The organism is Nonomuraea sp. NPDC049649 (assembly GCF_040675175.1).
GTDB lineage: Bacteria > Actinomycetota > Actinomycetes > Streptosporangiales > Streptosporangiaceae > Nonomuraea.
Genome location: NZ_JBFAOH010000001.1, coordinates 431,493 through 447,530 on the forward strand (window position 1 = coordinate 431,493; position 16,038 = coordinate 447,530).

A 16,038-nucleotide genomic window follows, 5' to 3' on the forward strand; every position below is an offset into this window, starting at 1 on the left:
GGGATGGGCCCAGCCGGGGACGGCATTCGGGGGGAGGCCGTCCCCGCCGCTGGGCCCACACTTTTTCTTGTTTTCTCTCGGCCGGGCCGGGCTTCTGTGCGGTGCTTTCCCGTCGCGGGTTTTCTACAACCTTTTTCTTTTACGGCGGGGCCGAGTTGACGCCAGACGCCGTACGGGGCCGGGGGCCTCCAGGGATACGGCCTCTGAACCTGTGCGGGGCCGGCCGCCGTTACGCCGTCTTCTTGGCCATGTGCCGTGGCTCGCCTTCCCGCCGCACCAAGGGCGCCGGTCTCCGCCGTACCCCATCCCGCCGTCCCGGCGCCCCGCGATGCGTTTTCGTCGATGCGATACCGAAAGCGCAACGATCCCGGCCCCGAAACCACCGGCGTTCACGAACAACAGAAGTACGGCTCCCAAGGTGGGCGATCCAAGGGCGATTCCGGACGGGCGGTGCCGCAGGACCATCCCGCAGGCCGGTGCCCCACGGCCCTCCCGCAGGGGAGTGCCGGAGAACCACCCCCGAGGGCGGTGCCGGAGGACCACCCGGAGGGCGGTGCCACACGACCCTCCCGCAGGCCGGTGCCGCAGAGCCATCCCGGAGGGCGGTGCCGCAGGACCTTCCCCGAGGGCGGGGCCGGGGGGTGGGTGGTTGGGGGTGGTGGGGGTTAGGTTTTTTCTAGGTATTCGGCTTTTTCGTCTTCCAGGAGTCTGTCGATTTCGGCTCTCAGGGCCGGGTGGGACGTCAGGTCGGGGTCGTCGGCCAGGAGGGTGGCGGCCTCGTCGCGGGCCGCGGCGATGACGTCCTCGTCTCTGAGGAGCTGCAGCAGCTTGAGGGACGAGCGCTTGCCCGACTGGGCGGCGCCCAGGACGTCGCCCTCGCGGCGCTGTTCGAGGTCGACCCGGGAGAGCTCGAAACCGTCGAGGGTGGCGGCGACCGCGTCGAGGCGGGCGCGAGCGGGGGTGCCTTCGGCGAAGTCGGTGACCAGGAGGCAGAGCCCGGGCAGGCCGCCCCGGCCGACCCGGCCGCGGAGCTGGTGGAGCTGGGAGACGCCGAACCGGTCGGCGTCCATGATGACCATGACGGAGGCGTTCGGCACGTCGACGCCGACCTCGATGACCGTGGTCGCGATGAGGACGTCCAGCTCGCCGCGGGTGAAGGCGCCCATGACCGCGTCCTTCTCCTCCGGCGGGAGCTTGCCGTGCAGGACGCCCAGGCGCAGGTCGTGGAAGGGGCCCTGGGCCAGCATGTCGGCCACGTCGAGCACCGCCTGCGGCGGGCGGCGCTCGTCGTCGGACGCCGCCAGGTCGCCCTCGTCGCCCTCCAGGTCGCCGATGCGCGGGCAGACGAGGTAGGCCTGCCGGCCGAGCGCGACCTCCTCGCGGACCCGCTGCCACGTGCGCTCCAGGTAGTGGGGCTTCTGCGCGGCGGGCACCACGTGGGTGGTGATGGGCGCCCGGCCGGAGGGGAGCTGCGAGAGCGTGGACACCTCCAGGTCGCCGAAGACCGTCATGGCGACCGTGCGCGGGATCGGGGTGGCGGTCATCACCAGCACGTGCGGGCGGGCCTCGCCTGCCTTCTCGCGCAGCGCGTCGCGCTGTTCGACGCCGAAGCGGTGCTGCTCGTCGACGACGACCAGGCCGAGGTCGGCGAACTGGACGTGCTCCTGGAGCAGCGCGTGCGTGCCGACGATCACCCCGGCGGTGCCGGAGGCCGCGTCGAGCAGGGCCGCGCGGCGGGCCTGGGCGCCCATGGAGCCGGTCAGCAGCGTGACCGCGGTGCCGCCGAACATGCCGCCCTGCGCCAGGTCGCCCAGCATCTTGGTGATCGAGCGGTGGTGCTGCTGGGCCAGCACCTCGGTGGGGGCGAGCAGCACCGCCTGGCCGCCCGCGTCGACCACCTGGAGCATGGCCCGCAGCGCCACCACGGTCTTGCCCGCGCCGACCTCGCCCTGCAGCAGCCGGTGCATCGGGTGGGCGGCGGCCAGGTCGACGGCGATCTCCTCGCCGACCTTGGCCTGCCCTTCGGTGAGCGCGAACGGCAGCCGCTCGTCGAAGGCGGCCAGGATGCCGTCGTCGCGGCGCGGCCGGGGCTTGGCGGGCCAGGCGGTGGCCGCCCGCCTGCGCTGCAGCAGCACGGCCTGGAGCACGAAGGCCTCGTCGAACTTGAGCCGGTTGCGCGCCCGCTGCACGTCGGCGAGGTCCTTGGGCCGGTGGATCGCCTCCAGCGCGTCGGCCAGGCCGGTGAGGCGGTGGCGGGCGCGCAGCCCGGCGGGCAGCGGGTCGTCCAGCGGGCCCAGCGTGTCGAGGACCACGCCGACGGCCCGCCTGATCGCCCAGGGCGTGATGTCCTTGCCCGCGGGGTAGATCGACACCGGCGCGGCGGCGAACTCCTCGGCGTTCGCCTCGCCCTCCTCGAACAGCTCGAACTCCGGGTGGGCGAGCTGCCAGCGCGGTCGCGACCGGGCGCCGAAGAGGCTCACCTTGCCGGCGAACATGCCGCGCCGGCCCGGCTTGAGCCGCGACTCGGCGGCGTGGGAACCCTTGCCGAAGAACGACAGGTAGATCTTGTTGCCGGTGCCGTCGACGACCTCGACCTCCAGCCACGTGCCGCCGCGGTTGCGCATCGGCTTGCGCATCAGCCGGCTCACTTCGCCGACCACGGTGACGTGCTCGTCGACCGACAGGGCGTCGAGCGAGGTCAGCTCGCCGCGCTCGGCGTAGCGGCGGGGATAGTGGCGCAGCAGGTCGCCGACCGTCTCCAGGCCGAGCACGCCGCTCAGCAACTTCGCGGTCTTCGGGTCGAGCGCCTTCGTCAGAGGCTCGTCGAAACGGCTCACGGCACCTAGTTCTACCTCGTACGACCGACAGGAATCACTCGACACCGATGAGAAGCGGGTAGCCGCCCTGTTCGCCGGCGTAGACGACGAGGTCCGCGTCGGGCCTGGACCGCCGCAGGTGATCGGCCACGCCGGGGGCGAGACCGCCGGGCGCGCCGGACCCCGTCACCAGCGTCACCAGCTCGCCGCCGGCCGCCAGCATCCGGTCGACCACGAGCGCGGCGACCTCCTCCAGCGTGCGGCCGATCACGGCCACGTCGCCGTCGATCATCCCCAGCACGTCTCCGGGACCGCACAGGCCCGCGCTGGTGACGCCCTCGCGGTCGGCGACCACCAGGTGGCCGTAGCGGGTCTGCCCGGCCGCGCCGGTCATCGCCACCACGTCGTCGTCGTAGCGCCGCAGCGGGTCGTGCACGGCCAGCGCCGCCAGCCCCTGCACGGTCGCCCTGGTGGGCAGCACGGTCACGACCAGGCCGTCCTCTCGGGCGATCTCCGCCGCCGCCACCGCGACCGCCCCGGCGTCCTCGTCGTTGGGCAGCACCACGACCTCGCGGCCCGCCTGCCGGATCGCGGCCAGCATCGACGGCAGGGCGGGCCGCCCGCCCGGCTCGCGCCGCACCACGACCGCGCCGCACTCTTCGAACAGCGCCGCGATGCCGTCGCCCGCGGCCACGGCCACCACTCCCCTGCCGTCGCCCGCGACGTGGGCGCGCTCGGCCAGGTAGGTGATCCGGATCCGGTGCGGCCTGCCCACCCGCAGCGCCGCCTCGATGGCGGGCCCGGCCTCGCCGACGTGCACGTGGACGTTCCACAGCCCGTCGCCGCCGACCACCACCAGCGAGTCGCCCATCGCGTCGAGCTCCTCACGCAGCTTGCCGATGGCGTCGTCGTCGGCGTCGAGCAGGTACATCACCTCGTAGCCGGCGCCCACCTCGGTCATCGGCGCGACCCTCGCCGTCGGCGGGGGCACCTCGTAGCGCTCGCGGTGGGTGCCGGTGATCGCCGCGGCCAGCGACTCCAGCACGATGGCCAGCCCCGCCCCGCCCGCGTCCACCACGCCGCTGCGGGCCAGCACGTCGAGCTGGTCGGGCGTACGGCGCAGAGCGGCGCGGGCCTCCTCGGCCGCCCGCCGCGCCACCTCGGCCGGCCCGCTCTCGACCCCCTGGACTGCCGCCGCGGCGGCGGCCAGCACGCTCAGCACGGTGCCCTCGACCGGCCTGGCCACGCAGCCGCGCGCCAGCTCGGCGGCCCTGGCCAGCGCCGCCCGCAGGTCGGCGCCGTCCTTCAGCACCTCGGCCAGCCCGCGCAGGGCCTGGCTGACGATCACTCCGGAGTTGCCGCGCGCCCCCACGAGCGCCCCGTACGACAGCGTCTGCCAGACCACGCCCGCGTCGACGTCGTCGGGCAGCGACTCCACCGCCTCGGCGGCCGAGAGCATGGTGAGGTGGAGGTTGGTGCCGGTGTCGCCGTCGGCCACCGGGAAGACGTTGAGCGCGTCGATGTCGGCCCTGGCCCTGCCCAGCGCGTCGGCCGTGTGCCGCGCCCACCGCCGCACCGAGGGCGGGTCCAGAACGTCCACGGGCACGCCCTCGACCTCCCGATGCTAGGGTTCGACTCAGAGGAGAATATCGTTGTGACGGGTCCGGTCCCAGTGATCGGTTCGCACGCACCCGTGGCGATCCGATATTCTTGCCTGGCTGGCCGGTTGTCCCGGCATGCCCTCCGCCCTCACAGCATCAGCGGACAGGGCTACTACATCGACTGTTATAAGGAGCGATACCGTGGCTTCCGTCTGCGATGTCTGCCGCAAGGGGCCGACTTTCGGCAACAACGTGTCCCACTCCCACCGCCGCACCCGCCGCCGCTGGAACCCCAACATCCAGTCGGTCCGCGCCGTCGTCAACGGGACCTCGAAGAGGCTCAGCGTCTGCACCTCCTGCATCAAAGCCGGCAAGGTCACGCGCTGAACCGCGTCACACGGCAAAGCCCGCACTCCTCCAGGAGTAGCGGGCTTTTCGCTTCTCAGGGGGCCGTACGATCCGGCACCGGCTCTTATGGGGCCGTACGGGTAAGCACCGGCTCTTGAGGGGCCGTACCGGCTCTTATGGGGTCGTACGTACGGATCAGCGCCAGCGCCAGCCGTGGTCCACGGGGCCGATGCCGGAGCCGAGCGGGAAGCCGCGCGCGATCGCGCCCGTGACGTACTCCTTGGCCTTCTCCACCGCGACCGGTACGTCGTCGCCCAGGGCCAGGTGTGAGGCGATCGCCGAGGCCAGGGTGCAGCCGGTGCCGTGCGTGTGGCGGTTGTCGTGCCGCTCGGCGGTGAAGCGATGCTCGGTGACGCCGTCCGTCAGCAGGTCCACCGGGGCGCCCGGGAGGTGGCCGCCCTTGATCAGCGCCCATCGGGGCCCCAGCTCCAGCACGGCGTCGGCGGCGCGGCGCAGGTCGTCCTCGTCCTCGACCTTGACGGAGGTCAGCTGCTCCACCTCCCACAGGTTCGGGGTCACCACGGTCGCCACCGGCAGCAGCTTCGCCCGTACCGTCGCCACGGCCTCCGGCGCCAGCAGGGTGTCACCGTGCTTCGACACCCCGACCGGGTCCACCACGACCGGCGCCGTGTACTCGCCGAGCGCCTCGGCCACGGTCTCGACCAGGGCGGGCGAGGCGAGCATGCCCGTCTTGATCGCCTGGGCGCCGATGTCGCCCAGCACCGAGTCGAGCTGTGCCCGCACGGCCTCGGGCGGCAGCTCCCAGTAACCCTGGACGCCGATCGAATTCTGCGCGGTCACGGCCGCGATCACGCTCATGCCGTGCACGCCGAGGGCCAGCATGGTCTTGAGATCGGCCTGGATACCCGCCCCGCCGCCGGAGTCGGACCCGGCGACGGTGAGAACGCGTGCGGGACTCATGGGGGAAGCTGAATCCGTCATGTCCCCCATCAAACCATCTGTCCAGCAAGCCGCCGTCAGGCGACCGAGCACTCCCCGCCGACGAGGCCGCAGCTCGACGGCTTGCCCGCCCGGCCCGTGGCCGAGATCCTCAGGTCGGCGCTCTCACCGGCCGCGATCGGCTTGGTCAGGTCCACGATCAGCAGGTTGCCGTCCTGCGTCCACTCGGCGCCCTCGACGCCCGTGATCTTCCCGCGTACGGGCATGGACAGGGTGAACGAGTTCATCGCGCGCGGCGACTCGTTCGTCACGCTCATCGTCGCGGTGTAGCTGGTCAGCGCCTGCCGCTCCACCCGGAACCGGACGTTGACCGCGGCGCCGCCGGAGAGCGGGCCGTGGCGCGTCGGCTCGCTGCTCGGCGTGTCCTCCGGCGGCGGCGCGCTGTGGGTCTCCACGGAGCCGGTGTCGGCGTCGGCGCGCGAGCTCGGGATCGCCGTGACCTCCTCGGGGACCTCCTCGACCACCGGCTCGTCGATGTCCTCCTCGACCTGGGCGGGCGTCTTGGACTTGGTCCTCGTCGGCGTGGGCGTGGGGGTCGGCGTCGGCGAGGCCGTGGTGCGGCGCGGGGCGGGCGCGTACGTCCTGGAGACCGTCGGCTCCGGCTGGGAGTCCTCCTCGGCGGCCTCGTCGACCGGCGTCTCCTCGTCCTCCTCGGCGAGCGGCTCGGCCGTGTCCTCCTCCTCGGCCGGCTCGGTGTCCACCGGGACCGGCTGGTTGGTGCCCTGCACGGCGGCGCACTGGCCGCCCGGGCAGTTCGTGTCGCCGCCGGAGCTCATCATCTTGACGCCCGCCACCGTGCCGCCCAGCACCACCACGACGGCGGCCACGGACAGCAGGGCCATCCTGCCCCTGCCTCCGCCGGACGGGGCGTCGAGCGCGGCGGGGTCCTTCGGCGGCTTGCGCCGGCCGCGGCGGGGCTCGGGGGCGTCCTGGTCGCCGCCCGTCCAGCCGGAGCCGAGGAAGCCGGTCTCGGCCTCCGCCCAGGCGGGGGTGGGGGCGACCGAGGTGGGGGAACCGGCCACCTTGACGTCGCCGGGCTCGGGGGGCAGGCTCGGCGGCTCGAACCGGCCCGTCGCCTCCGCTCCGAACGGGTCGCCCTGATCCCGCGGCTCACCGGAGCCGAAGGGGGCGTCCTGCTGCGGGCCGGGGGCGTGCGACCGGAAACCGCCCTGGGCGTCCCCCCCACCGAACGGATCGTCCTGCGACGGGCGGAAAGCGGCCTGCGTGGCGCCCGTGCCGAAGGGGTCGTCCTGCGGCGGCCGGAAGGCGGCGTGGGTGTCGCCGGTGCCGAACGGATCGTCCTGGGGCTGCCGGAAAGTGTCACCCGTACCGAAGGGATCGTCCTGCGGCGGGCGGAAAGCAGCGTGGGTGTCGCCCGCGCCGAAGGGGTCGTCCTGCGGCGGCCGGAAGGCGGCCTGCGTGTCGCCCGTGCTGAACGGATCGTCCTGCGGGCGGAAGGCGGCGTGCGTGTCGCCCGTGCTGAAGGGGTCGTTCTGCCGGGGCTGGAAGACGTTCTGGGGGTCGCCGGCGGCGTGCGGGTCGTCCTGGCGGAAGGCGCCGTCGCCGGGGATGCCGGTGAAGGTCTGGGTGCTGTCCTGGACGTCGTCCCAGGACGGCGGGCGGGCGAAGGCGCCGGTGCTCTCGAACGGCGCCTCGTCGGGCTGCGGGTGCGGGCGATCCTCACCGGGGCGCGGGGGCACCTGGAAGGCGCCGGTGACCTCGAACGGGTCGGACTGGGAGCCCTGGGCCGGCGGCGGGGTGTCCCGCTGCGGCATCGGCGCCCACTGGCCGGTCACCTCGGGCTGGTCGGGCAGGGAAGGCCAGCCCGGGGCCTCCTGCTGCTCGGAGTTCCCCCAGAAGCTGTCGGACTCAGACCGCTGGTTGTCAGGGCCCCAGAAGGCGCTCTCCCCCCGTTCTTGCGCGTCTTCGGATCCACCTGTCCCGTGGCGGCCCATGACAGCCCTTTCTGCCGGTTACAGTTGGCCGCCAATCTTCATAACACCTGGGCTACGTCTTTGTCCCATCAATCCCCAGAGTCACACCGTAAATCCGGAAACTATCACGCAAATCGGGACAGTCGGTCACCGAAAGTGATCCCATCCGCCGGGACCGGTCACCCGTCCTCGCACGTACACACCCTCCCCCTCCGACACCCCGCCGATCACCCGCCAGGCCGGCGGCAGCGCGACGTCCGGCGGGAAGGCGGCGGCCAGCGCGTGGTCCTCGCCGCCGCTGAGCACCCAGTCCAAGGGGTCGGCCTCCAGTTCCCGGGCCGCCGCCAGCACCGCCTCGGGCACCGCGAAGGACTCGGGATCCAGGTCGATCCGCACCCCGGAGGCCGCGGCGACGTGCCCCAGGTCCTGCAGCAGCCCGTCGCTCACGTCGATCATCGCGCTCGCCCCCAGCCGCGCCGCCTCGGGCCCTCGCGCGTACGGAGGACTGGGCCGCAGGTGCACCCCCACAGCCTCCTCCAGCAGCTTGGCTTCTCCTTCGTACGGATCGCGCCCCGACTGGAGGAGGGCGAGGCCCGCGGCCGAGCGGCCGAGCTCGCCCGCCACCGCGACGACGTGCCCCGGCCGCGCGCCCGAGCGCTTCACCGGGGCGCGGCCCTGGAGGTCGCCGAGCACGGTCACCGCGACCACCACGGTGTCGCAGCGGGTGATGTCGCCGCCCGCCACGCTCGCGCCCACCAGCGCGCACTCGTCGCGGAACCCGTCCGTCAGCTCGTCCACCCAGGCGACGGGAAGGTCCGCGGGCATGCCGAGCCCGACCACGATGGCCGTCGGCACCCCGCCCATGGCCGCCACGTCGGCGAGGTTCTGGGCGGCGGCCTTGCGTCCCACGTCGTAACCGCTGGACCAACGGCGGCGGAAGTGCCTACCCTCGATCAGCACATCCGTGGAGACCACCACGCGCCCGTCGGGCGCACTCACCAAGGCGGCGTCGTCGCCGGGGCCGAGGAGCACCGCCTCGCCCTGGGGGAGGCGCCGCGAAACACGCGCTATGACACCGAACTCGCCGAGATCTCCGACTGTGATGACGCACCTCCTGATGCTCACAGGGTACGGTGACCCCTTCGGCGTGATCCAATCGCCTGGGAGGACGTAATGGTGCAGGCCTACATCCTTATTCAGACCGAGGTGGGCAAGGCCGCCGCGGTGGCTCACGAGATCGCCGGCATCTCCGGCGTGACTCAGGCGGAAGACGTCACCGGCCCCTACGACGTGATCGTCCGCGCCGAGGCCCGCAACGTGGACGAGCTGGGCAAGCTCGTGGTGGCCCAGATTCAGGGGGTGGAGGGCATAACGCGTACGCTTACGTGTCCGATCGTCCACATCTGAGGTTCCATCGATGCGTGCGGTTTCCTTCCTGTTCGTCCTCCTCGCGCTCGCCGGCTGCGGCGCGGTCCGGGTGGAGCCGCCGGTGCCGGAGCCCGAGGCGGCCGCGGCCTGCGACCGGCTCGCCGGGCTGCTCCCCGAGACGCTCGACGGCGACGACCGCACGCCGACCACGCCCGAGTCGCCGTACGTGGCGGTGTGGGGCGACGGGGCCATCGCGCTGCGCTGCGGGGTGCCGCGCCCGGCCAGGATGGCGCCGACCGACCAGCTCCAGGAGATCGACGGCGTGGGCTGGTTCCCCGATCCCGAGACGCCCACCCTCTTCACCGCCGTGGCCGCGCCGCTCTACGTGGAGGTCACGGTCGGCGGCGCGCACGTGGCGGGCGAGGTGCTGGCCCAGCTCTCCGGCCCGATCGGGCAGGTCTCACCGCAGACCGGGTGACCGCCTCAGCGCGAGCTGGATGAGCCGGTCGACCAGCTCCGGATAGGTCAGCCCGGACGCGGCCCAGAGCTGCGGCGCCACCGACAGCGAGGTGAAGCCCGGCATGGTGTTGATCTCGTTGAGGACGAGCTTGCCCTCGGGCGTGTAGAAGAAGTCGACCCGGGCCAGCCCCTCGCAGTCCAGCGCCTCGAAGGCGCGCACCGCGAGCGCCCGCACCTCCTCGGCCGTCTCGGCGGGGATGTCGGCGGGCACCGTCAGCGACATCTGGTCGGGGTAGTACTTGGCCTCGAAGTCGAAGAACTCCTGCCCGCCCTCGACCTTGACCTCGCCGGGCGCGGAGGCCCCGGGCGGGTCGTCGCCGAACGACTCCAGCACCGCGCACTCGATCTCCCGGCCGCCGACCGCCGCCTCGATGAGCACTTTCGGGTCGTGCTCGCGGGCGAACTCGACGGCCCGCTCCAGCCCGGCCCGGTCGTGCGCTTTGGAGATGCCCTGCGAGGAGCCGGCCCTGGCGGGCTTGACGAACATCGGCCAGCCGAGCTGCTGCTCGGCCTCCTTCACCACCCGGTCGCGGCCGAGCCGCCAGTCGCGGTCGCGTACGACCAGGTAACGGCCGATCGGCAGGCCCGCGGCGGCCAGGACGGTCTTCATGTAGCCCTTGTCCATGCCGACCGCGCTGGCCAGCACGCCGGAGCCGACGTAGCGGACCCCGGCCATCTCCAGCAGGCCCTGGATGGTGCCGTCCTCGGCGAACGGGCCGTGCATGACGGGGAAGACCACGTCGACCGCGCCCAGCTCGACCGGGATGCTGCCCGGGTCGTAGGCGACCAGGTCGGTGCCGCCGGTGGGCAGGGCGAGCGAGGCGCCCGAGTCGTCGACGACGGGCAGCTCGCCGTCCTCGATCTGGAACCGCTGGTCGCCGGCGGCCAGCACCCATCGGCCGTCCTGGGCGATCCCGATGGGGATCACCTCGTACTTGCTCGTGTCGATCGCTTCGAGCACGCTGCCCGCCCCCATCAGGGACACGGCGTGCTCCGAATTGCGGCCCCCGAAAACGACGGCGACGCGTGGCTTGCTCATGTCGTCCGAATCTACCGGCGTGCACCCGTCACAGCGAGCTGAGCACGCGGTAACCGGGTCACACGCCGTAACGCTCGGGCTTGGGCGAACGCGACATGAGGAGCATTCCGGCCTCCGTCGGGGACATGCCGTCGTGGACCACGCCGACCACGACCTCCGTGATGGGCATCTCGACCCCGTGCTTCCTGGCCAGCTCCAGCACCGACTCGCAGGACTTGACGCCCTCGGCGGTCTGGCGGGTGGCGGCCACCGTCTCGTCGAGCGTCATGCCGCGGCCCAGGTTCTCGCCGAAGGTGCGGTTGCGCGACAGCGGTGACATGCAGGTGGCGACCAGATCGCCCATGCCGGCCAGCCCGGCGAAGGTGTGCGGGTCGGCGCCGAGCGCGGCGCCCAGGCGGGAGATCTCGGCCAGCCCCCGGGTCATCAGCATGGCGCTGACGTTGGCGCCCATGCCCATGCCCGCGGCCACCCCGACGGCCAGCGCGATCACGTTCTTCACCGCGCCGCCCAGCTCCACGCCGACCACGTCGGTGTTGGTGTAGGGGCGGAACCAGGGCGGCAGGTGGCATACCTTCTGCAGCCGGGCGGCGACGCTCTCGTCGGTGCAGGCCACGACCGCGGCGGCGGGCTGGCGCAGGGCGATCTCCTTGGCCAGGTTGGGGCCGGAGACGACGGCCACCCGCTCCTCGGGCACCCCGCCCACCTCGCGGATCACCTCGCTCATCCGCTTGGTGGTGCCGATCTCGACGCCCTTCATCAGGCTGACCAGGACGGCGTCACGCGGGATGTGCGGCCGCCACGCCTCCAGGTTGGCGCGGAGCGTCTGGGAGGGCACGGCGAGCACCACGAATTCGGCCCCGTCGAGCGCCTCGGCCACGTCGGTGGTGGCGCGGAGCGAGGCCGGCAGCGCGATGCCCGGCAGGTAGTCGGTGTTCATGTGGGTGCGGTCGATGGACTCGACCACCTCGCGCCTGCGCCCCCACAGGGTCGTCTGGTTGCCCGCCTCGGCGAGGATCATCGCGAACGTGGTGCCCCATGACCCGGTGCCGAACACCGCGATCTTCGCCATCACGTCACCGCCCTTCGGGTTCGTAGCGGGTCTCCGGCGCCTTCTCGCCCCGGAGCTCGGCGAGCTGCGCGGTGATGGCCTGCATGATGTCGGCGGTCGCCTCCCGCAGGACCGGCGCGTGCGGCGGCCGGTCGGCGTACTTGGACAGGTCGACCGGCTCGCCCACCATGACGCGGAACGTCTTGCGCGGGAACAGGCGGGGCTTCTTCGACCCGTACGGAAGCAACTCGTGGGCGCCCCAGTGGGCCACCGGGATCACCGGCGCGCCGGTCTCCAAGGCGAGCCTGGCGGCGCCGGTCTTGCCCACCATCGGCCACAGGTCCGGGTCGCGGGTGCAGGTGCCCTCGGGGTAGAAGAGGATCGCGCCGCCGGCCTTGAGCAGCTCGGCCGAATCGTGCAGCGACCGGACCGCGTCCGCGCTGCCGCGGTAGACGGGGATGGCACGCAGCGAGCGCACCGCGTGACCCAGGAACGGCACCTTGAACAGGCTGGACTTGGCGAGAACGATCGGCCAGCGGCCGTTGTTGTAGAGGAAATGAGCCAGCAGCACGGGATCGGTCCACGACAGGTGGTTGGCCACGATGATGACCCCGCCCGTGCGGGGGATGCGGTCGCCCCTGCGCCAGTCGCGCTTCACCAGGAGTGTCGAGAGCGGTTTCACGATCACGACGGCCAGCGTCTCCCAGAAACGCGATGGACGCGTATGGCGGCTCATGGTTCCTCCAGCACTGACAGATATTCGCACAAGTCTCCCGGTTGGCCGCGCGGGATGTCGAGGCGCGATGCTTAACCCTATGAGCTTGCGCTGGTCACTGGTGATTCCGGTGAAGACGCTGGTAGCGGCGAAGAGCCGCCTGGCCGCCGCGACGGGGCCGCACCGGATCCGGCTGGCCGTGGCGGTCGCCTGCGACACCGTGACGGCGGCCCTGGCCTGCCCGCCGGTGGCCCGGGTGATCGTGGTGACGGCCGACCCCGCCGCGGCCGAGCCGCTGGCGGCGCTCGGCGCCGACGTGGTGGAGGATCCCGACCGGGGGCTGAACACGGCGCTGCGCACGGGCGCCGCGCACGCCGCCCGGGTGGCGCCCGGCGACGCGGTGGGTGCGCTGCAGGCCGACCTGCCCGCGCTGCGGCCGGCCGAGCTGGCGGTGGCGCTCACCGCCGCCGCCGAGTTCGACCAGGCGTTCGTGCCCGACGCTCCGGAGGTCGGCACCACCTTCTACGGAGTACGGCCGGGCCACCCGTTCCGGCCCCGCTTCGGCGGCGAGTCACGGGTCAAGCACCTGGCGGGCGGGGCGAAGGAGCTGTGCCTGGACGGCATCGAGTCGCTGCGGCGCGACGTGGACACGCCCGACGATCTGCGCGCCGCGATGGCGCTGGGGCTGGGGCGGCACACCGCCGCGGTGGTGGCCGAGCTGTGGCCCGGCTCCGGCTGAGCCTCTAGATTGGCTTACGTGCAGGCCACAGTGCGCAGCTTCGACACCGAGACGCGGTCCGGCACGGTCTTCCTCGACGACGGGACCGTGCTGGTCTTCCCCGCGCGGGCCTTCGACGCGGGCCCGCTCCGGCTGCTCCGGACAGGGCAGCGGGTCAACATCGCGATGGAGGACGGCGAGATCACCTACATCACGCTGTCGACCTTCCCGCTGCCGTGAAAGAGCCCGGGTCTCCGATCGTGGAGCCCGGGCGTACGCGATGCGCGGCTACTTCTTCTTCGCTGCCCTCTTGCCGCCCTCGTTCACCAGCTCCTTGAAGTCGGAGCCGGGCCGGAACTTGGGCGCCCAGCTCTCGGCGACCTTGATCTCCGCGCCGGTCGAAGGGTTCCGCGCCGAGCGGGCGGGCTTGTGCACCATCTCGAAGGCGCCGAACCCGGTGATCGAGACCTTGTCACCGTTCGCCACCGCTTTCTGGACGGTGTCGATGATCGCGTTGACGGCCTCGGTGGCCGTCTTCCTGTCGCCCACGCGGTCCGCGATGGCGTCGACGAGCTCCCGCTTGTTCATGAAGTTCTTTCCCCCCAGTTACGGCTCGGGGTTCCAGCTCACGAGTCCGGCGTAGAAACCCCGTACGCGCTCGAAAGTAGGCGGGATCGCGGGTGAACTCAATCACCGCGCGTATTTTCGGCATCGCGTGGCGTGTCGAGCAGGGCCATCAGGGATTCCAGGCGGGCGGCGGCCCGCCCGGGATCGCGTTTGGCCAGATCGCAGATCGCGAGGTAACGGCGGCCCATTCGCTCTCGTTCGGGCGCGGGCAGCATGCGGACGCGGCGGTGCGCCTCGCGCAACCGCCGCGCCAGTGCGTCGTCTTCTAGACGGTGGTCGGCAGCCATGGCTGCCGACCATTCTCGTACGTGGTGATGGCGTCGGCGTGACGCAGGGTCAGCCCGATGTCGTCGAGCCCCTCCATCAGCCGCCAGCGGGTGTAGTCGTCGATCTCGAACGAGACCGTCTCACCGGCCCAGCGGACCTGGCGCTCGACCAGGTCGACGGTGACCTGCAGCTCGGGCTCGGCCTCGACGGCCGCCTGCAGCTCCTCCACCCGGTCGCCGGGCAGCACGACGGGCAGCAGGCCCATCTTGGTGGAGTTGTTGCGGAAGATGTCGCCGAACCGGGCGGCGATGACGACGCGGAAACCGTACTGCTGCAGCGCCCAGACGGCGTGCTCGCGCGACGACCCGGTGCCGAAGTCGGGCCCCGAGACCAGGATCGAGGCGCCCGCGTAGGCGGGGTCGTTGAGCACGAACGAGGGGTCCTCGCGCCAGGCGGCGAACAGGCCCTTCTCGAACCCGGTGCGGCTGACCTGCTTGAGCCAGACGGCCGGGATGATCTGGTCGGTGTCGACGTTGCTGCGGCGCAGCGGCACGGCCTTGCCGGTGTGCGTGGTGAAGGCTTCCATCGGTACGGGTCTCCTAGAGGTCTGCGTGTGACGAGGCCGCGGCCATCAGAGGTCGGCGGGGGCGGTGAGGCGGCCGGTGACCGCGGTCGCGGCGGCGACCTGCGGCGACACCAGGTGGGTGCGCCCGCCCTTGCCCTGGCGGCCCTCGAAGTTGCGGTTGGAGGTGGAGGCGCTGCGCTCGCCGGGCTTGAGCGTGTCGGGGTTCATGCCCAGGCACATCGAGCAGCCGGCCTCGCGCCACTCGGCGCCGGCGGCCTTGAACACCTCGTGCAGACCCTCCTCCTCGGCCTGCTTCTTGACCATCATGGAGCCGGGCACCACCAGCATGCGGGTGGCGACCTTCCGGCCGCGCAGGATCTCGGCGGCGGAGCGCAGGTCCTCGATGCGGCCGTTGGTGCAGGAGCCGACGAAGACGGTGTCGACCTCGATGTCACGCAGCGGCGTGCCGGGGGTCAGCGCCATGTACTCCAGCGCCCGCTCGGCCGCCGACCGCTCGACCGGGTCGGTGAAGCTCTCCGGGTCGGGCACGCGCTCGCCGAGCGGCAGGCCCTGGCCGGGGTTGGTGCCCCAGGTGACGAACGGGGTGAGCGTCGAGGCGTCGATCTCGACGACCTTGTCGAACACGGCGTCGTCGTCGGTCTTGAGCGTCTTCCAGTAGGCCACCGCCTGGTCCCACGCCTCGCCCTCGGGGGCGTGCGGGCGGCCCTTGAGGTAGGCGAACGTGGTCTCGTCCGGGGCGATCATGCCCGCGCGGGCGCCGGCCTCGATGGACATGTTGCAGACGGTCATGCGGCCCTCCATGGAGAGCTTGCGCACGGCCTCGCCGCGGTACTCGATGATGTGGCCCTGACCGCCGCCGGTGCCGATCTTGGCGATGATGGCCAGGATCAGGTCCTTGGCCGTGACGCCGGTGGGCAGCTCGCCGCTGACCTCGATGGCCATCGTCTTCGGCCGGTAGGCGGGCAGCGTCTGGGTGGCCAGCACGTGCTCGACCTCGCTGGTGCCGATGCCGAACGCGATGCCGCCGAACGCGCCGTGGGTCGAGGTGTGGGAGTCGCCGCAGACGATGGTCATGCCCGGCTGGGTGAGACCGAACTGCGGGCCGATGATGTGGACCACGCCCTGGCCGGCGTCGCCCATCGGGTGGAGCCGGATGCCGAACTCGGCGCAGTTCTTGCGCAGGGTCTCGACCTGGGTCTTGGAGACCGGGTCGGCGATCGGGCCGAGGACGGTCGGCACGTTGTGGTCCTCGGTCGCGATGGTGAGCTCGGGCCTTCGCACCTTGCGGCCGGCGAGCCGGAGCCCGTCGAACGCCTGGGGGCTGGTGACCTCGTGGATGAGGTGCAGGTCGATGTAGAGCAGGTCGGGCTCGCCGTCGGCGCGGCGCACGACGTGCTGCTCCCAGACCTTCTCCGCCAGTGTGCGGCCCATT

At 72.3% G+C, this 16,038-nt stretch carries 17 protein-coding genes; 5 read left to right on the forward strand and 12 right to left on the reverse strand.

What is annotated here, in order from left to right:
- Positions 1 to 665: 665 nt before the first annotated feature.
- Positions 666 to 2,837 (reverse strand): ATP-dependent DNA helicase RecG, encoded by a 2,172-nt coding sequence (gene recG, locus AB0J42_RS02070; RefSeq protein WP_364287500.1) that lies wholly within the window; start codon positions 2,835 to 2,837, stop codon positions 666 to 668.
- 34 nt (positions 2,838 to 2,871) lie between these two features.
- A complete protein-coding gene (locus AB0J42_RS02075; RefSeq protein ID WP_364287503.1) occupies positions 2,872 to 4,422 on the reverse strand; it encodes a DAK2 domain-containing protein in 1,551 nt (516 codons plus the stop codon).
- 196 nt (positions 4,423 to 4,618) lie between these two features.
- Between AB0J42_RS02075 and rpmB the strand changes: the two genes are divergently transcribed.
- Positions 4,619 to 4,804 (forward strand): 50S ribosomal protein L28, encoded by a 186-nt coding sequence (gene rpmB / locus AB0J42_RS02080; protein ID WP_364287506.1) that lies wholly within the window; start codon positions 4,619 to 4,621, stop codon positions 4,802 to 4,804.
- Between the two features lie 156 nt (positions 4,805 to 4,960).
- Here the strand turns inward: rpmB and thiD are convergent, their stop codons facing one another.
- The 3 genes from thiD to AB0J42_RS02095 all read right to left on the reverse strand — a co-directional run bounded on the left by thiD (position 4,961) and on the right by AB0J42_RS02095 (position 8,838).
- Positions 4,961 to 5,776, reverse strand: coding sequence for a bifunctional hydroxymethylpyrimidine kinase/phosphomethylpyrimidine kinase (thiD, locus tag AB0J42_RS02085; protein ID WP_364287509.1), 816 nt, complete (start codon positions 5,774 to 5,776; stop codon positions 4,961 to 4,963).
- Between the two features lie 26 nt (positions 5,777 to 5,802).
- Entirely contained in the window at positions 5,803 to 7,581 is a 1,779-nt protein-coding gene (locus AB0J42_RS02090) for a hypothetical protein (RefSeq protein WP_364287512.1), read from the reverse strand.
- Between the two features lie 285 nt (positions 7,582 to 7,866).
- A complete protein-coding gene (locus AB0J42_RS02095) occupies positions 7,867 to 8,838 on the reverse strand; it encodes a thiamine-phosphate kinase (protein WP_364288183.1) in 972 nt (323 codons plus the stop codon).
- 54 nt (positions 8,839 to 8,892) lie between these two features.
- Between AB0J42_RS02095 and AB0J42_RS02100 the strand changes: the two genes are divergently transcribed.
- Together AB0J42_RS02100 and AB0J42_RS02105 are read left to right on the forward strand one after the other, a co-directional pair.
- Complete coding sequence (locus tag AB0J42_RS02100; RefSeq protein WP_364287515.1) at positions 8,893 to 9,126, forward strand: Lrp/AsnC ligand binding domain-containing protein; 234 nt, start codon at positions 8,893 to 8,895, stop codon at positions 9,124 to 9,126.
- 10 nt (positions 9,127 to 9,136) lie between these two features.
- On the forward strand, positions 9,137 to 9,565 hold the full coding sequence (locus tag AB0J42_RS02105; RefSeq protein WP_364287518.1) for a DUF3515 domain-containing protein: 429 nt from the start codon (positions 9,137 to 9,139) through the stop codon (positions 9,563 to 9,565).
- Here the strand turns inward: AB0J42_RS02105 and AB0J42_RS02110 are convergent.
- From AB0J42_RS02110 to AB0J42_RS02120, 3 genes are read right to left on the reverse strand one after another with little or no spacing between them, the layout of a single operon-like run.
- Complete coding sequence (locus AB0J42_RS02110) at positions 9,548 to 10,645, reverse strand: D-alanine--D-alanine ligase family protein (RefSeq protein WP_364287521.1); 1,098 nt, start codon at positions 10,643 to 10,645, stop codon at positions 9,548 to 9,550. The two genes, AB0J42_RS02105 and AB0J42_RS02110, sit on opposite strands and share 18 nt — an antisense overlap.
- A 58-nt stretch (positions 10,646 to 10,703) precedes the next feature.
- The gene (locus AB0J42_RS02115) at positions 10,704 to 11,714 is read right to left on the reverse strand and encodes an NAD(P)H-dependent glycerol-3-phosphate dehydrogenase (protein ID WP_364287524.1); all 1,011 of its coding nucleotides are present in this window, start codon (positions 11,712 to 11,714) and stop codon (positions 10,704 to 10,706) included.
- Positions 11,715 to 11,718: 4 nt separating this feature from the next.
- Positions 11,719 to 12,429 carry a lysophospholipid acyltransferase family protein gene (locus AB0J42_RS02120; protein WP_364287527.1) on the reverse strand — a complete coding sequence of 237 codons (711 nt, stop codon included), beginning with the start codon at positions 12,427 to 12,429 and terminating at the stop codon, positions 11,719 to 11,721.
- A 79-nt stretch (positions 12,430 to 12,508) separates the two neighbouring features.
- On the opposite strand from AB0J42_RS02120, the gene cofC reads away from it, so the two are divergent.
- Complete coding sequence (gene cofC, locus AB0J42_RS02125; protein ID WP_364287530.1) at positions 12,509 to 13,147, forward strand: 2-phospho-L-lactate guanylyltransferase; 639 nt, start codon at positions 12,509 to 12,511, stop codon at positions 13,145 to 13,147.
- Positions 13,148 to 13,165: 18 nt separating this feature from the next.
- Positions 13,166 to 13,366 (forward strand): hypothetical protein, encoded by a 201-nt coding sequence (locus tag AB0J42_RS02130; RefSeq protein ID WP_364287533.1) that lies wholly within the window; start codon positions 13,166 to 13,168, stop codon positions 13,364 to 13,366.
- A 48-nt stretch (positions 13,367 to 13,414) separates the two neighbouring features.
- Here AB0J42_RS02130 and AB0J42_RS02135 read toward each other — a convergent pair whose 3' ends face one another.
- From AB0J42_RS02135 to leuC, 4 genes are all read right to left on the reverse strand, one after another.
- The gene (locus AB0J42_RS02135) at positions 13,415 to 13,714 is read right to left on the reverse strand and encodes an HU family DNA-binding protein (protein ID WP_364287536.1); all 300 of its coding nucleotides are present in this window, start codon (positions 13,712 to 13,714) and stop codon (positions 13,415 to 13,417) included.
- 98 nt (positions 13,715 to 13,812) lie between these two features.
- Positions 13,813 to 14,040, reverse strand: coding sequence for a hypothetical protein (locus AB0J42_RS02140; protein WP_364287539.1), 228 nt, complete (start codon positions 14,038 to 14,040; stop codon positions 13,813 to 13,815).
- A complete protein-coding gene (leuD, locus tag AB0J42_RS02145; RefSeq protein ID WP_364287542.1) occupies positions 14,019 to 14,606 on the reverse strand; it encodes a 3-isopropylmalate dehydratase small subunit in 588 nt (195 codons plus the stop codon). The genes AB0J42_RS02140 and leuD overlap by 22 nt, the downstream gene beginning before the upstream one ends.
- 45 nt (positions 14,607 to 14,651) lie before the next feature.
- Positions 14,652 to 16,037, reverse strand: a complete 1,386-nt coding sequence (leuC, locus tag AB0J42_RS02150) for a 3-isopropylmalate dehydratase large subunit (protein WP_364287545.1) — start codon at positions 16,035 to 16,037, stop codon at positions 14,652 to 14,654.
- Position 16,038 lies beyond the last annotated feature (1 nt).